At 70.2% G+C, this 17,224-nt stretch carries 21 protein-coding genes; 14 read left to right on the forward strand and 7 right to left on the reverse strand.

Annotated features, from left to right (window positions below):
• Nucleotides 1–110 precede the first annotated feature (110 nt).
• The 3 genes from OJ254_RS04420 to ilvA form a co-directional block, all read right to left on the reverse strand.
• Entirely contained in the window at nt 111–1,007 is an 897-nt protein-coding gene (locus OJ254_RS04420; RefSeq protein ID WP_265361331.1) for an ABC transporter permease, read from the reverse strand.
• Nucleotides 1,004–2,071: an ATP-binding cassette domain-containing protein gene (locus OJ254_RS04425; RefSeq protein WP_265361332.1), complete on the reverse strand. Its 1,068-nt coding sequence runs from the start codon at nt 2,069–2,071 to the stop codon at nt 1,004–1,006. The genes OJ254_RS04420 and OJ254_RS04425 overlap by 4 nt, the downstream gene beginning before the upstream one ends.
• 235 nt (nt 2,072–2,306) lie before the next feature.
• Entirely contained in the window at nt 2,307–3,611 is a 1,305-nt protein-coding gene (gene ilvA / locus OJ254_RS04430) for a threonine ammonia-lyase (protein ID WP_423835824.1), read from the reverse strand.
• 164 nt (nt 3,612–3,775) lie between these two features.
• Here ilvA and OJ254_RS04435 point away from each other — a divergent pair, with 164 nt between their 5' ends.
• From OJ254_RS04435 to OJ254_RS04445, 3 genes are all read left to right on the forward strand, one after another.
• Nucleotides 3,776–4,276 carry a MarR family winged helix-turn-helix transcriptional regulator gene (locus tag OJ254_RS04435; protein WP_265361333.1) on the forward strand — a complete coding sequence of 167 codons (501 nt, stop codon included), beginning with the start codon at nt 3,776–3,778 and terminating at the stop codon, nt 4,274–4,276.
• A 202-nt stretch (nt 4,277–4,478) separates the two neighbouring features.
• On the forward strand, nt 4,479–4,952 hold the full coding sequence (locus tag OJ254_RS04440) for a sigma factor-like helix-turn-helix DNA-binding protein (RefSeq protein ID WP_265361334.1): 474 nt from the start codon (nt 4,479–4,481) through the stop codon (nt 4,950–4,952).
• Nucleotides 4,949–5,233 (forward strand): hypothetical protein, encoded by a 285-nt coding sequence (locus OJ254_RS04445; RefSeq protein WP_265361335.1) that lies wholly within the window; start codon nt 4,949–4,951, stop codon nt 5,231–5,233. The genes OJ254_RS04440 and OJ254_RS04445 overlap by 4 nt, the downstream gene beginning before the upstream one ends.
• 48 nt (nt 5,234–5,281) lie before the next feature.
• Here OJ254_RS04445 and OJ254_RS04450 read toward each other — a convergent pair whose 3' ends face one another.
• Entirely contained in the window at nt 5,282–6,442 is a 1,161-nt protein-coding gene (locus OJ254_RS04450) for a cystathionine gamma-synthase (RefSeq protein WP_261955972.1), read from the reverse strand.
• Nucleotides 6,443–6,658: 216 nt separating this feature from the next.
• On the opposite strand from OJ254_RS04450, the gene OJ254_RS04455 reads away from it, so the two are divergent.
• From OJ254_RS04455 to OJ254_RS04495, 9 genes are all read left to right on the forward strand, one after another.
• Complete coding sequence (locus tag OJ254_RS04455; RefSeq protein WP_265361336.1) at nt 6,659–7,789, forward strand: hypothetical protein; 1,131 nt, start codon at nt 6,659–6,661, stop codon at nt 7,787–7,789.
• Nucleotides 7,790–8,060: 271 nt separating this feature from the next.
• Nucleotides 8,061–8,729 (forward strand): peptide-methionine (S)-S-oxide reductase MsrA, encoded by a 669-nt coding sequence (gene msrA, locus OJ254_RS04460; RefSeq protein WP_265361337.1) that lies wholly within the window; start codon nt 8,061–8,063, stop codon nt 8,727–8,729.
• A complete protein-coding gene (locus tag OJ254_RS04465; protein WP_265361338.1) occupies nt 8,726–9,319 on the forward strand; it encodes a DUF3885 domain-containing protein in 594 nt (197 codons plus the stop codon). Before msrA ends, OJ254_RS04465 begins: the two co-directional genes overlap by 4 nt.
• A gap of 539 nt (nt 9,320–9,858) precedes the next feature.
• The gene (locus OJ254_RS04470; protein ID WP_265361339.1) at nt 9,859–10,143 is read left to right on the forward strand and encodes a WXG100 family type VII secretion target; all 285 of its coding nucleotides are present in this window, start codon (nt 9,859–9,861) and stop codon (nt 10,141–10,143) included.
• Nucleotides 10,140–10,811, forward strand: a complete 672-nt coding sequence (locus tag OJ254_RS04475) for a hypothetical protein (RefSeq protein ID WP_265361340.1) — start codon at nt 10,140–10,142, stop codon at nt 10,809–10,811. The genes OJ254_RS04470 and OJ254_RS04475 overlap by 4 nt, the downstream gene beginning before the upstream one ends.
• Before the next feature lie 83 nt (nt 10,812–10,894).
• A complete protein-coding gene (locus tag OJ254_RS04480; protein WP_265361341.1) occupies nt 10,895–11,473 on the forward strand; it encodes a colicin E3/pyocin S6 family cytotoxin in 579 nt (192 codons plus the stop codon).
• Nucleotides 11,473–11,727: a DUF7683 domain-containing protein gene (locus OJ254_RS04485; RefSeq protein ID WP_423835998.1), complete on the forward strand. Its 255-nt coding sequence runs from the start codon at nt 11,473–11,475 to the stop codon at nt 11,725–11,727. Before OJ254_RS04480 ends, OJ254_RS04485 begins: the two co-directional genes overlap by 1 nt.
• 366 nt (nt 11,728–12,093) lie before the next feature.
• Nucleotides 12,094–12,447, forward strand: coding sequence for a DUF6247 family protein (locus tag OJ254_RS04490; RefSeq protein ID WP_265365043.1), 354 nt, complete (start codon nt 12,094–12,096; stop codon nt 12,445–12,447).
• Nucleotides 12,444–12,716: a hypothetical protein gene (locus tag OJ254_RS04495; RefSeq protein WP_265361343.1), complete on the forward strand. Its 273-nt coding sequence runs from the start codon at nt 12,444–12,446 to the stop codon at nt 12,714–12,716. Before OJ254_RS04490 ends, OJ254_RS04495 begins: the two co-directional genes overlap by 4 nt.
• Before the next feature lie 107 nt (nt 12,717–12,823).
• On the opposite strand, the gene OJ254_RS04500 is transcribed toward OJ254_RS04495, so the two are convergent.
• From OJ254_RS04500 to OJ254_RS04510, 3 genes are all read right to left on the reverse strand, one after another.
• The gene (locus tag OJ254_RS04500) at nt 12,824–13,018 is read right to left on the reverse strand and encodes a DUF5958 family protein (RefSeq protein ID WP_341483563.1); all 195 of its coding nucleotides are present in this window, start codon (nt 13,016–13,018) and stop codon (nt 12,824–12,826) included.
• 234 nt (nt 13,019–13,252) lie between these two features.
• On the reverse strand, nt 13,253–13,906 hold the full coding sequence (locus OJ254_RS04505; RefSeq protein WP_265361344.1) for a maleylpyruvate isomerase N-terminal domain-containing protein: 654 nt from the start codon (nt 13,904–13,906) through the stop codon (nt 13,253–13,255).
• Between the two features lie 203 nt (nt 13,907–14,109).
• Nucleotides 14,110–14,949, reverse strand: a complete 840-nt coding sequence (locus OJ254_RS04510) for a helix-turn-helix transcriptional regulator (protein ID WP_265361345.1) — start codon at nt 14,947–14,949, stop codon at nt 14,110–14,112.
• A 389-nt stretch (nt 14,950–15,338) separates the two neighbouring features.
• Here OJ254_RS04510 and OJ254_RS04515 point away from each other — a divergent pair, with 389 nt between their 5' ends.
• Both OJ254_RS04515 and OJ254_RS04520 read left to right on the forward strand, forming a co-directional pair.
• Nucleotides 15,339–16,076: an SDR family oxidoreductase gene (locus tag OJ254_RS04515; RefSeq protein ID WP_265361346.1), complete on the forward strand. Its 738-nt coding sequence runs from the start codon at nt 15,339–15,341 to the stop codon at nt 16,074–16,076.
• 161 nt (nt 16,077–16,237) lie between these two features.
• Nucleotides 16,238–17,143 (forward strand): phosphorothioated DNA-binding restriction endonuclease, encoded by a 906-nt coding sequence (locus tag OJ254_RS04520; RefSeq protein ID WP_265361347.1) that lies wholly within the window; start codon nt 16,238–16,240, stop codon nt 17,141–17,143.
• Nucleotides 17,144–17,224: the final 81 nt, after the last annotated feature.

Genomic DNA, 17,224 nt, shown 5'->3' on the forward strand with positions numbered 1-17,224 from the left:
ACACCACGAAGCGGCCCGGAGCCTCGCGCTCCGGGCCGCTTCGCGTGTGTGCGGCCTGCCCCGGCTGGGGGAGCTCTCCCGGGCCCCTGCCCCGGGGCCGCCGGCTCCGCTCAGGCGGTCGCCGAGCGGTACTTGCGGACCGCCAGCGTCCGGAACACCGCGATGATCAGGATCGACCAGATCACCGAGGCCAGCACCGGGTGCTCCATCGGCCAGGCGCCGGTCACCGACTTGGGCACCCCGTCGATCGTGTTGCCGAACAGCTCGCGGGCCGCGGCCACCGTCGCACTGAACGGGTTCCACTCCGCGACGTGCTGGAGGAACGCCGGCATGCCGTCGACCGGCACGAACGCGTTGGAGATGAAGGTCAGCGGGAAGAGCCAGATCAGCCCGCCGGAGGTGGCCGCCTCGGGCGTGCGCACCGAGAGGCCGATCAGCGCGCCGATCCAGGAGAAGGCGTAGCCGAGCAGGAGCAGCAGGGCGAAGCCGGCCAGGACCTCGGCGAGGTTCTCGTGGGTGCGCCAGCCGATCAGCACCGCGACGACCGCCAGCACGACCAGGGTCAGCGCGGTCTGTACGAGGTCGGCCAGGGTCCGGCCGGTGAGCACCGCGCCCCGGGACATCGGCAGCGACCGGAAGCGGTCGATGAGCCCCTTGTGCATGTCGTCGGCGATCCCGGCGCCGGCGCCCGCCGTGGCGAACGTGACGGTCTGGGCGAAGATGCCGGCCATCAGGAACTCCCGGTACGCCTGGGCGTCGCCCACCGGGGCGCCGGGGATGTTGATCGAGCCGCCGAAGACGTAGGTGAACAGCACCACGAACATGATCGGCTGGATCAGCCCGAAGATCACCACCTCGGGGATCCGCACCATCCGGATCAGGTTCCGCTTGGCCACGACCAGGGAGTCGCGCACCAGCCGGCTGATGCCGCCGCGCGCCGGCGGGGGTCCGAGCGGCCTGCCGCCGGCGTCCCCGGTCGCCGTGCCCGCCGTACTCGCCGTGGTCATCGCACGCCCTCCTTCCGGTGCCCGGCGGCGCTCGCCGGCCGCCCGTCGCCCGTGGTCCCGCTCCGTTCCGTACCGGCGGCACCGCCTCCGCCGTCGCCGCCACCGGCACCGTCGCCGTCCGCGGACTCCGCGGTGTGCCCGGTCAGCGCGATGAAGACGTCGTCGAGGGTCGGGCGGCGCAGGCCGATGTCGTCGATCTCCACACCGCGGACGTCCAGTTCGCGGATCACCTCGGCGAGCAGCTTGGCGCCGCCGGCGACCGGGATCGTCAGCTTGCGGATGTGCGGCTCGACCGTGCCCTCCCCCTTGGCGAAGCCGCGCAGCACCTCGTCGGCGACGGTGAGGTGCTCGGGCGCGTGCACCACGACCTCGACGCGCTCGCCGCCGGTGCGCGCCTTGAGCTGGTCGGAGGTGCCGCGGGCGATGACCTTGCCGTGGTCGACGACGCAGATGTCGTGCGCGAGGCGGTCGGCCTCCTCCAGGTACTGGGTGGTGAGCAGCAGGGTCGTACCGCCCGCGACGAGCTCCTGGATGACGTCCCACAGCGCCTGGCGGTTGCGCGGGTCCAGGCCCGTGGTCGGCTCGTCCATGAACATCACCGGGGGGCTGACGACCAGCGCGGCCGCGAGGTCGAGCCGGCGGCGCATCCCGCCGGAGTAGGTCTTGGCGGTACGGTCCGCCGCATCGTTGAGGTGGAAGCGCTCCAGCAGCTCGGCGGCCCGGCGCTTGGCGTCCCGGCCACTCATCTGGTAGAGCTGCCCGACCATCGTCAGGTTCTCCCGGCCGGTCAAGTACTCGTCCACAGCGGCGAATTGGCCCGAGAGACCGATGGACCGGCGTACCTTGTCGGGATGGGCGAGCACGTCGATCCCGGCAACCTCCGCCTTGCCGCGGTCGGGTCGGAGCAGGGTCGTCAGGACGCGTACGGCGGTGGTCTTGCCGGCACCGTTCGGGCCAAGCATGCCGAGGACGGTTCCTTCGGGAACGTCCAGGTCGACGCCGTCCAGCGCCCTCACGTCGCCGAAGGTCTTCACCAGCCCTTCGGCGTAAATGGCGCCTGGCATATGGGTACCCCCATGGCTTGGGTGAGTTCCAGGTCGAAATATGTCGAATGTTACGTTCGACGGACAGAGCCCGCTTCAGGGCATTTGTCCGCAGCGGGACGTCAGGGCGCGCACGGCACGCCGGTACCCCGCATCCGGGATGCTACTCCGTAACGCGATACATCGCGATACAAATAAGCAGATCCGACTTCCGGCCCCCGACCGGCCCGCGCCCGCCTCGCTCCAGCCCCTCCGGTCACTCCAGAACGACGTAACCCGCCTCCGCGAGTGCCGTGCGCACCTCGCCGCAGTGTTCCGGGCCCTTGGTCTCCAGATGCAGTTCCACCTCGACCTCGGTCAGCCCGAGCCGCGGATCGGTCCGTACGTGGCCCACGTCGAGGATGTTCGCGTCCACCACCGTCAGCACCCCGAGCAGGTTCTCCAGCGCCCCCGGCCGGTCCGTCAGCCGCAGCCGCAGCGAGAGGTAGCGGCCCCCGGCGGCCATGCCGAACCGCAGGATGCGCTGCATCAGCAGCGGATCGACGTTCCCGCCGGACAGCACCGCCACCACCGGCCCCTCGAACGACCGCGGATCGGCGAGCAGCGCCGCCACCGGGCTCGCCCCGGCCGGCTCCACCACCAGCTTCGCCCGCTCCAGGCACAGCAGCAGGGCACTGGAGAGGTCGTCCTCGCTGACCGTCCGGACCTCGTCCACCAGCCGCTCGATGATCCCGAAGGGCACGTCGCCGGGCCGGCCGACCTTGATGCCGTCCGCCATCGTCGACAGCCCCTCGATCGCCACCGGATGCCCGGCCGCCAGCGACGGCGGGTAGCAGGCCGCGCCCGCCGCCTGCACCCCGACGACCTTCACGTCCGGCCGCAGCGCCTTGACCGCCAGCGCGATCCCCGCGGCCAGCCCGCCGCCGCCGATGCCGACGACGATGGTGCGCACCTCCGGGCACTGCTCCAGGATCTCCAGCCCGACCGTGCCCTGACCGGCGATGATGTCGCGGTGGTCGAAGGGGTGGATGAAGACCGCACCGGTCTCCCGTGCGTACTCCTCGGCGGCGGCCAGCGTCTCGTCCACCACATGGCCGTGCAGCCGCACCTCGGCACCGTATTCGCGGGTCGCCGCGACCTTCGGCAACGGGGCGCCGACCGGCATGAACACCGTGGACCGCACGCCGAGCAGGGACGCCGCGAGGGCCACCCCCTGGGCGTGGTTACCGGCGCTCGCGGCCACCACGCCGGCCGCCCGTTCCTCCGCGGAGAGCCCGGCGATCCGGACGTAGGCGCCGCGGATCTTGAACGAACCGGTGCGCTGGAGGTTCTCGCACTTGAGGTGAACGGGCGCGCCGACCAGCCCGGACAGATAGCGGCTGCCCTCCATCGCGGTGGCCCGTGCCACGCCCGAGAGCATCTTGTGCGCCTCCCGGACGTCCTCGATCGTGACCGGGAGCGCGACGGGGGTCGTGACAGGGGGTCGTTCGGCGTCGGGCTGTCCGGAGTCGGGGCGGGGCTCGTGCGACGGACGCGGCGGATGAGGCGTATGAGCAGCCATACCGCCAGTCTCGCAGTTCGACGGTGCGCGGGCCCGCCCGCCCACGGGCACCAACGAGGAGGGCGGCGCGTTGTCGGAATGGACGGCGCAGGTACGCCGTGCGCCGGGTCCGCGTACGCTGTCCTCCCATCCATACGCACTTCCATCGAAGCGAGCTCCCGGCCATGCCCACCTCTTCGGACATGACGACCCACACCGACCCCGCTCTCCTCGACGCGCTGCAGCACCAAGTGGCCGTCTTCGCCCGCCGCGCCGAACAGAGCCGGCTCGGCGGCGTGGGGCAGGCGCGCAATTCCATGGACCGCGCCGCCTACCTGCTGCTCAACCGCCTCGACCAGGAAGGCCCGATGGGCGTCAAGGCCCTGGCCGCCGGCATGGGCATCGACTCCTCGACGGTCACCCGGCAGGTCGCCCCGCTGGTCGACTCCGGGCTCGTCAGCCGGGCCACCCACCCGGAGGACGGCCGCGCCGTGGTGCTCGAACTGTCCGAGCGCGGCCACGCCCGGCTGGACGAGGTGCGGGCCTCGCGCCGTGCGCTGATGGCGCTGGTCACGGAGAAGTGGACCGACGAGGAGCGCGAGGCGTTCACCACGCTGCTGACCCGCTTCAACGTCTCCCTCTCCGACATCACCGCGTCCCTGACGCCCACGGGTCCGACGTCCTGACACCACCGGCAGCTCCGGCCGGTGGCACGCTACGACCCGGCCGGCGGCCCGCCGCGTACCGGCCGGTGACATTCCGCGGCCCGGCGGCCGGTGACGCGCCCCGGCCCGGACCCGGGTAAGTCGTCACGCCTCTTGACCGGGTGGCCGCGCTGCCGTGCTATAGGAGCCCAGGGGGTCGGGCGTCCGTCATCCGGGAGGCGCGGTGCGAGAGCGGCGGCCGGTGCAGCAGCGCCGCCACGCCCGGGAGTTCGAGTCGTTCGTGGCGGGCGCGGCCGGACGGCTGTTCCGCGCCGCCACCCTCCTGACCGGCGAGCCCGCCGCCCATCCCGCCCCGGCCGCCGAGGAATTGCTGGTCCGCGCGCTGGCCCGGACGTACGCCGACTGGGACCGGCTGCGCGGCGAGGACCCGTACGAGCGCACCCGCCGGGAGCTCGCCGACCGTTTCGCCCGCACCGCCCGGCGGCACCGACGGCCGCGCGGCGGGCCGCTGGACCGGCTGACCCCGCAGGAGCGCCTGGTCCTCGTGCTGCGGCTGCACGAAGGGGTGGCCGAGGAGCAGACCGCGGCCCAACTCGGCCTGCCCACCGAGCGGATACGCACGCTGTGCCGGCACGCCGTCGCCGCGCTCCGCAGCCATCGGCCGGCCGGCCGGGCCCGCGGCGGCGGGGCGCCATGAACCTCTACCCCGAGGCCGCCGTGCCGGACCCGGGCGTCCCCGACCGCAAGGAGACCGAGGCCCGGCGGATGCTGGCCGGGCTGCCGCTGCCGCCCGTGCCGCCGGACCTGGCCGCCCGGGCCCTCGCCCGCGGCCGGCGACTGCGCGCACACCGCCGGCTGCGGCGCCGCCTCGGCTGGCTGCTGGCGCTGCTCGCCGTGGCGGCGCTGACCTGGACGGCCGCGGCCCAGCCCTGGGTCCCGCCGCCGTCCCGCACCACCCCTCCGGTCGAGGGGTGGTGACGGGCGAGCGGCCGTCACGAGGCAGCGGGCGGCAGCTGTCGGCAGGGGTCAGCCCAGCGCCTGCGCCAGGTCGGCCAGCAGGTCCTCGGCGGACTCGATGCCGACCGAGAGGCGTACGAGGTCGTTGGGGACCTCCAGCTGCGAGCCGGCCGTCGACGCGTGCGTCATCCGCCCCGGGTGCTCGATCAGCGACTCGACGCCGCCCAGCGACTCACCGAGGGTGAACAGCTGCGACCGGTTGCAGACCTCGATGGCGGCCTGCTCGCCGCCCGCGACCTGGAACGACACCATGCCGCCGAACGACCGCATCTGCTTGGCCGCGACCTCGTGCCCCGGGTGCTCCGACAGGCCCGGGTAATAGACCCGGGTCACCTTGTTGTGCGAGGTCAGCAGCTCCGCGATCCGCTCGGCGTTGGAGCTGTGCCGGTCCATCCGTACGGCGAGGGTCTTGATGCCGCGCATCACCAGCCACGAGTCGAACGGGCCGGCGACCGCGCCCATCGCGTTCTGGTGGTAGGCGAGTTCCTCACCGAGGGTGTCGTCGTTGACGACCAGGGCGCCGCCGACCACGTCCGAGTGGCCGCCCATGTACTTGGTCGTGGAGTAGACCACCACGTCCGCGCCGAGGGCGAGCGGCTGCTGGAGGTAGGGGCTGGCGAAGGTGTTGTCGACGACGAGCCGGACCCCGGCGTCCCGCGAGACGGCGGCCAGCGCCTCGATGTCGCTGATGCCGAGCAGCGGGTTGCTGGGCGTCTCCACCCAGATCAGCTTCGTACGGGGGCGCAGGGCCTCGCGCACCGCCCGCGGGTCGGAGGTGTCGGCCACCGACCACTCCACGCCCCACCGCTCGACGACCTTGGAGATCAGCCGGAACGTTCCGCCATAGGCGTCGTTGGGGATGATGATGTGGTCACCGGGGACCAGCAGGGTGCGCAGCAGGGTGTCCTCGGCCGCGAGGCCGGAGGCGAAGGCGAGCCCGCGGCGGCCGCCGTCGAGCGCCGCGAGGTTTTCCTCCAGGGCGGTACGGGTCGGGTTGGCGCTGCGGCTGTATTCGTAACCGCCGCGCAGCCCGCCTACACCGTCCTGCTTGTAAGTGGATACCTGGTAGATGGGCGGAACCACCGCGCCGGTCGTGGGGTCGGGTTCCTGACCTGCGTGGATGGCAAGGGTTTCGAAATGCTGGTGGCGCTGTTCGCGCTGATCGCTCATGCCTGCCGAGGGTAGTCGGCCGCGCGGCCGGCGTTCCCGGAACTTTCTGGTTCGCTTGTTAGTGGATACGTACGAGGGGTCGCACACTGGTTCCCGCCACGTCCCCTCCGCCCCGCCCGACCCCACCCGACGCCCCCGAACCGCCCCCGCCACAGCCACAGCCACAGCCCCCCTCACCCGTCGTTCACCACAGGTACAGGACACAGGACACACCCCATGGACGCTCTGCTGGTTCTCCTCGCCGCGCTCGCGCTGGGCGGCCTCGTCTTCCTGCCCTGGATGCGCCGCCGGCGGGCCGTCCAGCAGACCCGGCAGGGGCTCGCGGTGGCCTCCGACCCGATGGCGGGCTACGGCTTCGTCCCGCTGGAGGAGCTCGACGTACGGCTGCCCGGCCCGGACCGGGAGCTGGAGGACGCGCTGGACGCGGTCCGGCGTACGCACGACTGGCGCCCGGCGGCCGAGCTGCTGAAGTCCACCGGTGACGACTGGGAGCGCCGCTGGCAGCGGGTGCAGACGCTGGCCGGCGCGGCCGCGTTCGAGCTGGCCGCGGGCGGGCCGGCGCAGGAGGGCGGGCGGCGGACCGGCGGCATCTGGCTGCGCACCTGGCGCTCGGAGGCGCCGAAGGACCCCGGCGGCGCCGAGACGCACGCCCAGTTCCTCGTCGTCCAGGCGCTGCGGGACCCCGGCTCGCAGGACTTCCGGATGATCCTGGAGGAGGCCCGTACGGTCTGCCGGGAGGCCGGCCTGCTGGCACCGGGCAGCCCGATCCCGTACGTCATCGAGCTGGCCGTGGCCCGCGGCCTGCACGACCGGCCCGCCGACTACGAGGAGCTGTGGTCCGAGGCCGCCCGGCGCGCCCCGCACCACATGGGCGCCCACCTCGCGGCCCTCCCGTACTGGTCCCAGAAGTGGCACGGCTCCCGCACGGAGGCCGAGGCGTTCGCCGAACGCTCCGCGGCCGACGCACCCACCGGCTCCCTCCTCCCGGCCCTCCCGCTCTTCGCGGTCTACGAGCACCTGCCCGAGGCCAACATGGTCCGCAGCCTGTACCAGAGCGCGGTCATCGAGCGCGCCATCGAGGGCGCCCACTTCGCACTCCGCGAGGCCCCGGCCGACCACCCCATGGCCCCGCACGTCCGGCACCTGCTGATCTGGTTCCTGGTACGCGCCGAGCGCTACGCCGAGGCCATGGAGCAGCTGCGCCTGGTCGACGGCCACGTGGGCGCCGTGCCGTGGTCGTACGGCCGCAGCCCCGCCGCCGAGTACGCCGCCTACCGCGCCCTGGCCATCGCCGGCTGGGAACAACTGGGCGGCACATCGACGGGCTTCCCCCAGGACCGCCCGTAGGCGCAAACGGGGTGGCCCGGGGGAGGCCGGAAACGCGCCCGCGGGACGCCCGGCCCCGCCCGCGACGGCGACCGGGCGCCCCCCGGCCGCCCGGGGACGCCGCGAGGCACCCGGCACTCCCCGCACCCCTCGCCCGCCCCGGAATGCGACCGCGCCCGCCGACGTTGACGCAAGGGCCACCACTGCCGACAACTGCCCGCCACCGCTCCCTCCCCCGAACTGCTCCCTTCCTCCCGAACTGCTTCCTCCCGCCCTCCCTGGAGCCGCTCCCATGCTCTTCTCCCGCTTCAAGAACCAGCTCCCGACCCCCGAGGAAGCGCTCGAAGGCCGCCCCGAGCCGGTCTTCGCCGTCCCCGAGCGGCACACCGTCCTCGGCAACCCGCTCCTGGGCCCGTACCCGGAGGGCCTGGAGATCGCCGACTTCGGCCTGGGCTGCTTCTGGGGCGCCGAGCGGAAGTTCTGGCAGACCGCGGGCGTCTGGACCACCCTCGTCGGCTACCAGGGCGGCCACACCCCGAACCCCACCTACGAAGAGGTCTGCAGCGGCCACACCGGCCACACCGAGGCCGTCCGCGTCGTCTACGACCCGGCAGTGGTCCCCTACACGTCCCTCCTGAAGCTCTTCTGGGAGTCCCACGACCCCACCCAGGGCTTCCGCCAGGGCAACGACGTCGGCACCCAGTACCGCTCCGCCATCTACACCCACTCCCCCGCCCAACAACAGGCCGCCGAAGCCTCCCGCGACGCCTACCGCACCGTCCTCCACAACTCCGGCTACACCGACATCACCACCGAAATCCTCCCCGCCGCCCCCACCCGCCCCTTCTACCCGGCGGAGGCGTACCACCAGCAGTACTTGGACAAGAACCCGGGCGGGTACTGCGGGATCGGGGGCACGGGGGTGAGCTGCCCGGTAGGCGTGGCACCCGCCGGCGAATGAGCCTCGGTCTCGACCGCGAGGAGCTCACCACGCTGTGGCAGCGCCAGTGGCCCATGGGACCGCCCATCGCCCACGAACTACGCGCTGCCTACAGCGACCGCTGGGTGCGCTTCCACAACCTCCCCGGCTCGAAGCGCCACCCGGAGACAGAGGACGAATACGCCGTGGTCCTGGACCGGAACAACACGGTCCTGGATGAGCTTTTCGCCGGCACCGACGTGTACGTGGTAACCACGGCCTGGTCCAGCGAACCGAACGGCCCGGAGCGCCCCACACGGCGGCGCAAGGTCCACGCTGCCGGATCCTCCTGGATGACCATCGCCAACGAAGCCGACCCCGATCCCGAGTTCCACACGTACACACACCTCTACGCCGACCGGCGCCCCTGGCAACGAGGCAGCCTCGACAGCATCCTTCGGGAAGTCGCACACGACGCACTCAGCGGCGTGATCATCACCGACACCGGGCTCCAACACATCCACCACCCCTACGACGGCGGTGCGGACATCATCCTGACGACTCCCGAGGAGCGCGACGAGCTCCGGAACCGTCATACGGACTGGCTCTCGCAACATCCGACCGGCCTGTAACCCCCGACTCGGGAAACAGCCCGCAAAGATCTGCACGATCACGCAATCTCGCGGCTTCGGGCGGGGTCGGACATCTCTGTGTCGCAAGCGATTAGAGACATCAGCAGTACCTTTCGGACGCCAAAACCCGGACGGGTACTGCGGCATCGGCGGGACGGGCGTCAAGCTAAGTGCCCCGTCAGAGACGAACTGGGGTCGGTCGTGCCCGACGGGCATCGCGCCTGCGCCGGAAGGCACGGAACAGCAGAACGCCCAAGGACAGTAGCCATGACCACCTCCGCCGCTGGGCAACCACTCATTCCACAGCCCCCTTCCACGATTGCCGCACTGCGCCAGGCCATCAGTCTTCACATCCAGCGTCGACCCGACGCGGCAGGGGAACTCCGCCGCTGGGAGGCCACCGCCGAGTCGGGAGACGCGGGCTCAGGCCGGCCGCCTCCGAGATCGGCCGGATCCTGGACAAGACCCATGCCGCCATCGGCATCCCGCCCCAGTGAGGCGCTGACAGGCGCTGGGAGTACGGCCCAGACCACGGCAATGTGGCGGGCGGCACCCCGGTCACGTGGTGGCGGAAGTGGAATGTCTGGCCGGCCAGCGTCGACCTTCAAGAAGAGCTGACAACTCTGGACGACGCGGTCAAGAGCATAGCTGAAGCGTGGACCGGTGACGCTCACATAAATTTCCGAAGCTACTATGATCAGTGGCGCTCCAAATCTGCCAATCTGCATCGTGATTTGCGGAACCTGCAAAAGATTACGCATACGGCGCATGGTAACTACTCCGCTGCGCAGGCTGCGAATTTGAAAATGTGGGGGCGGGCATGAGTGCAGACTTCAAAATCACCCCTGATGACCTGCATAAGGTCTCATTACGCTTCGCATATGGTCAGGAACTTCTTGACTCGGCGGCTAGCCAGCTCAACGCCTCGTTGCAAAATGCGGGTGGTATGGCTGGTGACGATGAGTATGCGAAGCAGTTCGCAAAGAAGTATGACAGTGCCGCGCGGGCGCTCTTCACTGCGCTCTCTGCAGCCGTGCGAGCGGTCGGCCAGGCGTCAACGTGCCTGGTGGTCACGGCCAATAACTATCTAAAGGCCGATCACCACTCCAACGCCAAGACTGGAGGAGGTGGGCCTAAGCAATACAGCCTCCCTCCGGTTTTTACGGACGTCATCTACCCCGATCCTGAGTCGGCCGTGGGTCCTGGTGACCACCCGTTCGCCCACACGCCGCTGGATGACTACTGGCCGTCCGGCCACCAGGACAAGCTTCGTGCGGCCGCGAATGCCTACCGCCTGGCTTCTCAAGGGCTGGATAGAATCAGCCGGGATCTTCACCTCTACGTAAAGGCTCTGACTGACAACAACTCCAGCGAATCGGTCCACGGCATGGCCACTTTCTGGGCCAACATATGGCAAGACGGCGCCGCGGCAGAACGGGCGCCTCTTTCTATGGCAAAGAGCGCGTGTGACGTTGGCTCATGCCTGCGATGAACTGGCCTCGTCCATCGATCACGCCCGGAGCGAGTTCGAGACCAAGATGACAGAGGCTGGAATTGCAATTACCGCCACCACGGGTGATTGCAGTTATTCTGACTCCTGTCACTGGAGGTGGTTCCGATGCGGCCGGAGCCGCCCTAGACAGTGCCGAGGCAGCGGCAATATTCGCCAGCGTTGAATCGATTCTTGATGTTGCGGTGTCCGCAATCGCTGGCGATGTGGTTGGCGAACTCGCATCCTTGTTGGAAATAGCAGCGGAAGCGGTTCCCGAGCTTGAGGCGGCTGAAGCTGAGACCACCGAGGTAACCCAGGTCCTTGAACGCGAGATGGCCGAGGCGAGTTCCCGGCCCAAAGGAAAGGGCGGCGGGGGGTCATCTCCACCTCCCGCCACTCGGATCATGCCTCCAAACGGTCGCAATGGAAGTCTGCCGGCTTTCCCAGACGCGAAACCGGGACGCGCAAAAACTTCCGTGCAAAGCGGAGGGGGAAAGAGGCCGCGTTGGGTAAACAAGAAGGGGCAAATCTTCGAGTGGGATTTTCAGCACGGCACGGTCGAGATGTACGATAAGACCGGCAAGAAGCATCTGGGCGAGTTCGATGCCACAACCGGTGAGCAAACGAAGCCCGGCGATCCGTCGCGACACGTAGAGAAGTGATGATGGCCAACAGGAAAATCTACGCATTCAGCAAAGAAGACGAGTCTTTTGTGAATGAAATTCAGGTTCCGGATGTTTCTCCACAGATTCTGGCCGATGTTTTTCAAGTAAATGTGGAGAATGTCGATTACGTGCACGACATCGGTCCTGCTCAGGCTTTGTTTCTGGAGCGGCTCACTGGAAAGTCTCTCGATCTGGCGCGCTTCGACTATCAGCTGACGACGCTCGGGGACGACGATCCAGAGGCTGGCTGAAACAACCGGGTCGCACAACAGCTACTCGGCGCTGCACAGTCCCAGGGCTTGACTGCGGTGGGCCCGGTCCAGCACTGAGCCCACCGCACGGCTACTCGTCGTCAAGTCGTGCCATCGTGTCTCGGTGGCACGGGCGTCAAACTGAGTGCCACCGTCGGAGACGAACTGGGGTCGGTCGTGCCCGACGGGGATCGCACCCGCCCCCGACGTCACCGAGCAGCAGAAAGCTCCAGGCGGAGGTGGTCCCGCAGGTCCGGGCCGGGCCGGTGGCCGTCCGGCCTCTCCCTCACTCGTTCGAGCGGAGAGAGAGCACCCATGCCCGATACGCTGACCAACGGGACCAGAATCACGCCCATGGGAGTAGCCATGACCACCTCCGCCGCTGGGCAGCCACTCATTCCGCAGCCCCCTGCCACGGTTGCCGCGCTCCGGCAGGCCATCAGTCAGATCGCGCCGGCGGCGTTGCCGGCCTTCACGCGGGAGCTCGACCAAGCGGCCGACCAGTCCCGGCAGGGCTCCGATCTGGCACCGCTCCAGCGGTTCATCGCCCAGTGGGCCGTCTACGTCCACATCCAGCGTCGCCCCGACGCGGCAGCGGACCTCCGCCGCTGGGAGGACGCTGCCGAATCGGGCGACGCGGCTCAGGCCCGGAAGGCCGCCTCCGAGATCGGCCGGATCCTGGACGAAGCCCACGCCGCCATCGGCCTCTCGGCCCGGTGAGCGCCGACTGGCGCTGGGAGTACGACCCCGACCACGAGCATGTAGCAGGCGGCATCCCTGTTCGCGTGGTGGCGGAGGTGGAACGTCTGACCGGCCAGCTCGTCGATCTGGCAAGTACGGGCGTCGACCTCAGCGGCTTCGGCAACGGTCCCCGACCGGGCGGTCTGCGCCGCATGGACGCCGCCGGCGGCTGGTTCTACTTCCTGGTGGCACCCCGTGCGCAGCTGATCGTCGTCGTCCGCATCGTGCCACCGTTCGACGCGCTGTAGCCGTCATCACTGACCATCTCGCGTGCCAGGGGTTACCTGGCACGCGACCCGCGGAGGCGGGGCCCGGGGTGAGCTGCCCGGTCGGCGTGTCCCCGGCCGAAGGCTGATCAGGTAGCAGGAGGCGTCCCCTCGTCCGTACGGCGAGCCAGCTGATGCCATTCGTGCCCACACCCGCCAGCGCAGTAGCGCTCACGTCGGCGGGTGTCGGCGATGGCCAGCAGCGCGATCAACAGCCGAAACGCTCTGGGTAGGTCGTACGGCGGGAGTCCGGACATCTGGAGCCGCCATCGGGTCAGCATCACAGCCGGTGTGTACGTCGGGCGTATGCAGGAGCGCGCGATGGTCTCCTGGGCCGTCCTCCTCCGACGCGCGCGCCTGGACGCAGGAATGCACCAGCTCCCCGACGACCAGGCGTTGCTCGGCTTCCGGACAGCCGGCGAACCATGCCATGCCCTCTGCGATTCAGCCAGGGCCGGGTTCCCAAGCTGAGCAGTTTGCAGGCGTCCGGGGACCGCTGCGGTGTGCGTGACGCGTGGTCAGTTGCTGCCACGTGGTGCGCCGTGCCAGCGCCAGTCCGTTCGGCGGGGGTGGCCGGGGGTTTCGAGGCGGCCGGTGGCCCACAGCAGGGTCGACCACGGGGTGCCTGTGGAGGGTACGTCGGGGAAGAGGCGTGCGAGAGCTCGCTCGCTCAAGTCCTGCGGGGGCTCGTACGCGCGGTGCACGCCCTGGGCGATGTCGTGGGTGTGGACGAGGGTCTCGACGACACCCATCGCCGCGAATCCCTCCGGGTCGGAGGCGCCGAAGACATGCGGGGCCAAGGTCGTGGGAGCCGCGGTGTCGACGGCGGCTGCGAGCAGGCCGCCGCAAGCCGTCACTACGGTCAGGAGTCCCTCGGGTCCCGCGTCCTCGTCGCCGAAGATGACATTGGCCGGGCCGTCGGGACGATCACGGGAGATGCGCAGTGGGACGCGTGGGACGTCCATCGGCTGCGCGAGGCCGAACCGCAGTGCGTAGGTGAGCAGATCGTCCGCGAGGTGTTCCAGGGTCTCCCAGCACGTCCACTCCAAGCTGCCGGCCCTGCCCTGCCATTGGGCCGCGGGGACGCCGGTGAGGGTATCGACGCAGTGGGCGACGGCCCGGCGCACATGGCTCCCGCTCACCAGCACGTGCGGTTCGACGGAGGGTGGCATGCGGGAAGCCTACAAGGCCGGGCTGACAGCGCCCCAGGAGCCCGGCTCTCACGAGGATTGCGACGAGCACTGCGGACTGTGCAAGTCGTGTGTGGGGACGGCTCGTTGGCCGGTTCGGCGCCAGGCCGAATTGCCTTGTCCGTTGAGCAAGGGCACCAGCAGTAGTAGGAGGAGCAGCAGCAGCGGTTCCCCTGGCCCGGTCGCTACGGCGGTGGCGGTGCCTGGTCGGTCGTTGGGCTGCCGTCGAAGTAGATCACGAGGGTTTGTTCCGGCTGTTCTGCCAGGTGGAAGGCGGTGTAGTGGTAGTCGACCGTTCCGCGGGTGGGGTGGCGGAGGCGTTTGTGGCCGCTGTGGCGGGGTTGTAGCTCGTAGTGGGGCCACCAGGTGCGGGCTTCCGGGCTTCGTTCGTGCAGGTCGTCTATCAGGTGGGTGTAGCGCGGGTCGTCGGGGTGGTGGGTGGAGAGGGTGCGGAGGCGGGCGAGGAGGGCGCGGGCCTCGGGTTCCCAGTCGACCAGGACCTCGCGGGCCGCGGGTTCGAGGAAGACCCAACGGACGAGGTTGGGCGGGCGATTGGCTTCGGTGGTGGGGTGAGGGGAGAAGAGGTGGGGGAAGAGCTGGGCGGCGGCCTGGTTGTGGCTGAGCACGTCGTAGTTGCCGGCGATGAGGTACGCCGGGTGTGGCTGGAGGAGGAGGGGGACGGCCGCCGCCTCGGCGGTGAGGGGTTCGGGGTGCCCGGCCTCGGGGGCGGGGGTGTGACCGGCGAGGTGGAAGAGGTGGTCACGCTCGTGCCGGTCGAGCCGTAGTGCCGCGGCGAGGGCGTGCAGGACCTGTTCGGAGGCGCGGATCTTGCGGCCTTGCTCCAGGTACGTGTACCAGGTGGCGCTGATACCGGCGAGCAGGGCGAGTTCTTCCCGGCGGAGTCCCGGGGTTCGCCGGCGGCCGGTCCGCGGCAGGCCGACCTCGTCGGGTGTGAGGCGCTCCCGGCGGGTGCGCAGGAACGTGCCGAGTTGGCGGCGTTGCGGGTCGGGCTGCTGTTTCGGCATGGGTGTGGCACCTCTCGGTTTGCGGGCGCGTCTCGGTTGGGGGCGCGTGTCGACTGTGGGCGCGTCTCGGTTGTGGGCGCGTCTCGGTTGCGGGCGTCTCTCCGTGACGGGCACCTCTCCGTGACGGGCGCCTCTCCGTTACCGGCACCTGCCCTTCGTGCAGCGCCCCTCGTACCGCGCCTCTCGTGCAGCGCTCCTCGTACAGCGCCTCTCGTGCAGCGCCCATCGTGCAGCGCCCCTCGTCGCTCGCGTGGCACCGATCGTCTCTCGCCCTCGCATGGCACCGCTGGTTCCAGAATAAATGCGTTCTGGATACCAGGGTGAGGGGCTTTCAGACTGACGTGGCGGTCGGGCAACGGGTCCGGGCCCGTACGGCAGAGGAGGAGACCATGTCCGGTATCGAGGGGAAAGTCGTGGCGATCACGGGGGCCAGCAGCGGCATCGGGGAGGCGACAGCATTGCTGCTTGCCGAGCGCGGGGCGCGGCTCGTGTTGGGGGCGCGCCGGTCGGAGCGCCTGGCGGAGCTCGTGGGACGGATTACGGCGGCGGGGGGTGTGGCCGTGCAGATCCGTACCGACGTGACCCGGCGGGAGGATCTGAAGGCCTTGGTCGCGCTGGCAGTTGAGCGCTTCGGGCGGCTCGACGTACTCGTCGGCAATGCCGGGGTCGGGACGATCTCGCCGCTCGACGATCTACGGGTCGAGGAATGGGATCACATGGTCGATGTGAATGTGAAGGGGGTGCTGCACGGGATCGGCGCCGCGCTCCCGGTCTTCCGGGCGCAGGGCAGCGGGCACTTCGTCACCACCGCCTCCACGGCCGCCTTTCGCATCGTGCCGGCCATGGCGGTCTACGCCGGTACCAAGTTCGCGGTCCGGGCGATCTGCGAGGGGCTGCGCCAGGAAGCGGGCGAGGCGCTGCGGGTGACCACCGTCTCCCCTGGCGCCATCTCGACCGACTTCGCCGAGGCGTCGACCAACAGCCGGGTACGGGCCGAGATCACGGCGATGCGGGACCGTCTCGCCATCCCGCCCGACGCGATCGCCCGGGCCATCGCGTTCGCCATCGAGCAGCCTGCGGACGTCGACGTGAACGAGGTCGTGGTGCGGCCCACCGCGCAGGGTTAGCGTCCGTGCCCCATCGCGCAGGGCTAGCGTCCGTGGAGGGGCTTGGGGACGTGTGCTGGGGACACGCACGGGGGCCAACTCACCGCTGCATAGGCCGACTTCGCCGGAGTTCTCGTGTATGCCTCCGGGGCAGCGGTTGGACGCGTCCTACAGTCGGCTGCATGGACTGGATCGAGCGGGTGGGGAAACTGCGGCAGTGGTCGCGGAACGGGGCTCGGGCGCCGCACAAGCCGTTGTTGATGTTGTACGCGCTGGGGCGGTTCCGGCGGCAGCCCGACGGGGTCATGCGGTACTCGGACGTGGAGCAGGATCTGCGGGATCTGCTGGCGGACTACGGGCCGGCGCATCAGACGTCGCCGGCGTATCCGTTTCACCATCTGGTGAGTGACGGGGTGTGGGAGGTCCGGACGGACAGCGGGGCGGGGAGTCCGGGGACCGGGGTGCAGGTGTTGCGGGAGAGCGGGGCGCGGGGGCAGTTCGTGCCCGGGTTGCGGTCCGCGTTGTCCGAGGATCCCGCTCTGCTCGGGCGGCTGGCGCAGGTGTTGCTGGAGGTTCATTTTCCGCCGTCGCTTCATGGGGACATCGCGGCCGCGGTGGGGCTCGATCTGGAGACGGGTGGTGGGGCGGTGCTGCCCGGCGGCGGTGCGGGGCCCGGCCGGCGACGGGCGGAGGAGCTGCGCAGGCAGGTGCTGATCGCCTACGAATACCGTTGCGCCTTCTGCGGGTTCGACGGGGCGATGGGGCGGGTGCCGGTGGGGCTGGAGGCGGCCCATGTGCGGTGGTGGGCGTTCCAGGGGCCGGATGACCTCGCGAACTGCCTGTGTCTGTGCTCGCTGCACCACAAGCTGTTCGACCGGGGGGTGCTGGGGTTGGACCCGGGGCGGCGGATCACCGTTTCCCGGGAGTTCGTCGGGCGGAGCGACGCGGCGAAGGGGCAGGTGCTGGACCTCACGGGGCAGACGCTGATCGGTCCGCAGGGCGGGAGTGAGCGGGTCGCGGGCGAACACATCGCGTGGCACACGGCGCAGGTTTTTCGTGGCCGGCCGCGCGTCCCGGAGTGTGTGTGAGGGGGGATGTGTGAGGGGCGTGCGCGTGGGGGGCGTGCGCGAGCGGAGCATGCCCCCGTGAGGCAGTGGACCTGCGGCAGT

Origin of the sequence: Streptomyces endophytica, assembly GCF_026153355.1 — a bacterium.
GTDB lineage: Bacteria > Actinomycetota > Actinomycetes > Streptomycetales > Streptomycetaceae > Streptomyces > Streptomyces endophytica.

Bases quoted from the DNA above. Each gene is read 5' to 3' on its own strand.
- OJ254_RS04485 (WP_423835998.1), top strand. From the start codon at position 11,473: ATGATGGCCAACAGGAAAATCTACGCATTCAGCAAAGAAGACGAGTCT.
- OJ254_RS04465 (WP_265361338.1), top strand. From the start codon at position 8,726: ATGAGCCTCGGTCTCGACCGCGAGGAGCTCACCACGCTGTGGCAGCGC.
- OJ254_RS04425 (WP_265361332.1), bottom strand. From the start codon at position 2,071: ATGCCAGGCGCCATTTACGCCGAAGGGCTGGTGAAGACCTTCGGCGAC.
- OJ254_RS04420 (WP_265361331.1), bottom strand. From the start codon at position 1,007: ATGACCACGGCGAGTACGGCGGGCACGGCGACCGGGGACGCCGGCGGC.
- OJ254_RS04490 (WP_265365043.1), top strand. From the start codon at position 12,094: ATGACCACCTCCGCCGCTGGGCAGCCACTCATTCCGCAGCCCCCTGCC.
- ilvA (WP_423835824.1), bottom strand. From the start codon at position 3,611: ATGGCTGCTCATACGCCTCATCCGCCGCGTCCGTCGCACGAGCCCCGC.
- OJ254_RS04515 (WP_265361346.1), top strand. From the start codon at position 15,339: ATGTCCGGTATCGAGGGGAAAGTCGTGGCGATCACGGGGGCCAGCAGC.
- OJ254_RS04450 (WP_261955972.1), bottom strand. From the start codon at position 6,442: ATGAGCGATCAGCGCGAACAGCGCCACCAGCATTTCGAAACCCTTGCC.
- OJ254_RS04505 (WP_265361344.1), bottom strand. From the start codon at position 13,906: ATGCCACCCTCCGTCGAACCGCACGTGCTGGTGAGCGGGAGCCATGTG.
- OJ254_RS04520 (WP_265361347.1), top strand. From the start codon at position 16,238: ATGGACTGGATCGAGCGGGTGGGGAAACTGCGGCAGTGGTCGCGGAAC.
- OJ254_RS04445 (WP_265361335.1), top strand. From the start codon at position 4,949: ATGAACCTCTACCCCGAGGCCGCCGTGCCGGACCCGGGCGTCCCCGAC.
- OJ254_RS04510 (WP_265361345.1), bottom strand. From the start codon at position 14,949: ATGCCGAAACAGCAGCCCGACCCGCAACGCCGCCAACTCGGCACGTTC.
- msrA (WP_265361337.1), top strand. From the start codon at position 8,061: ATGCTCTTCTCCCGCTTCAAGAACCAGCTCCCGACCCCCGAGGAAGCG.
- OJ254_RS04455 (WP_265361336.1), top strand. From the start codon at position 6,659: ATGGACGCTCTGCTGGTTCTCCTCGCCGCGCTCGCGCTGGGCGGCCTC.
- OJ254_RS04435 (WP_265361333.1), top strand. From the start codon at position 3,776: ATGCCCACCTCTTCGGACATGACGACCCACACCGACCCCGCTCTCCTC.
- OJ254_RS04475 (WP_265361340.1), top strand. From the start codon at position 10,140: ATGAGTGCAGACTTCAAAATCACCCCTGATGACCTGCATAAGGTCTCA.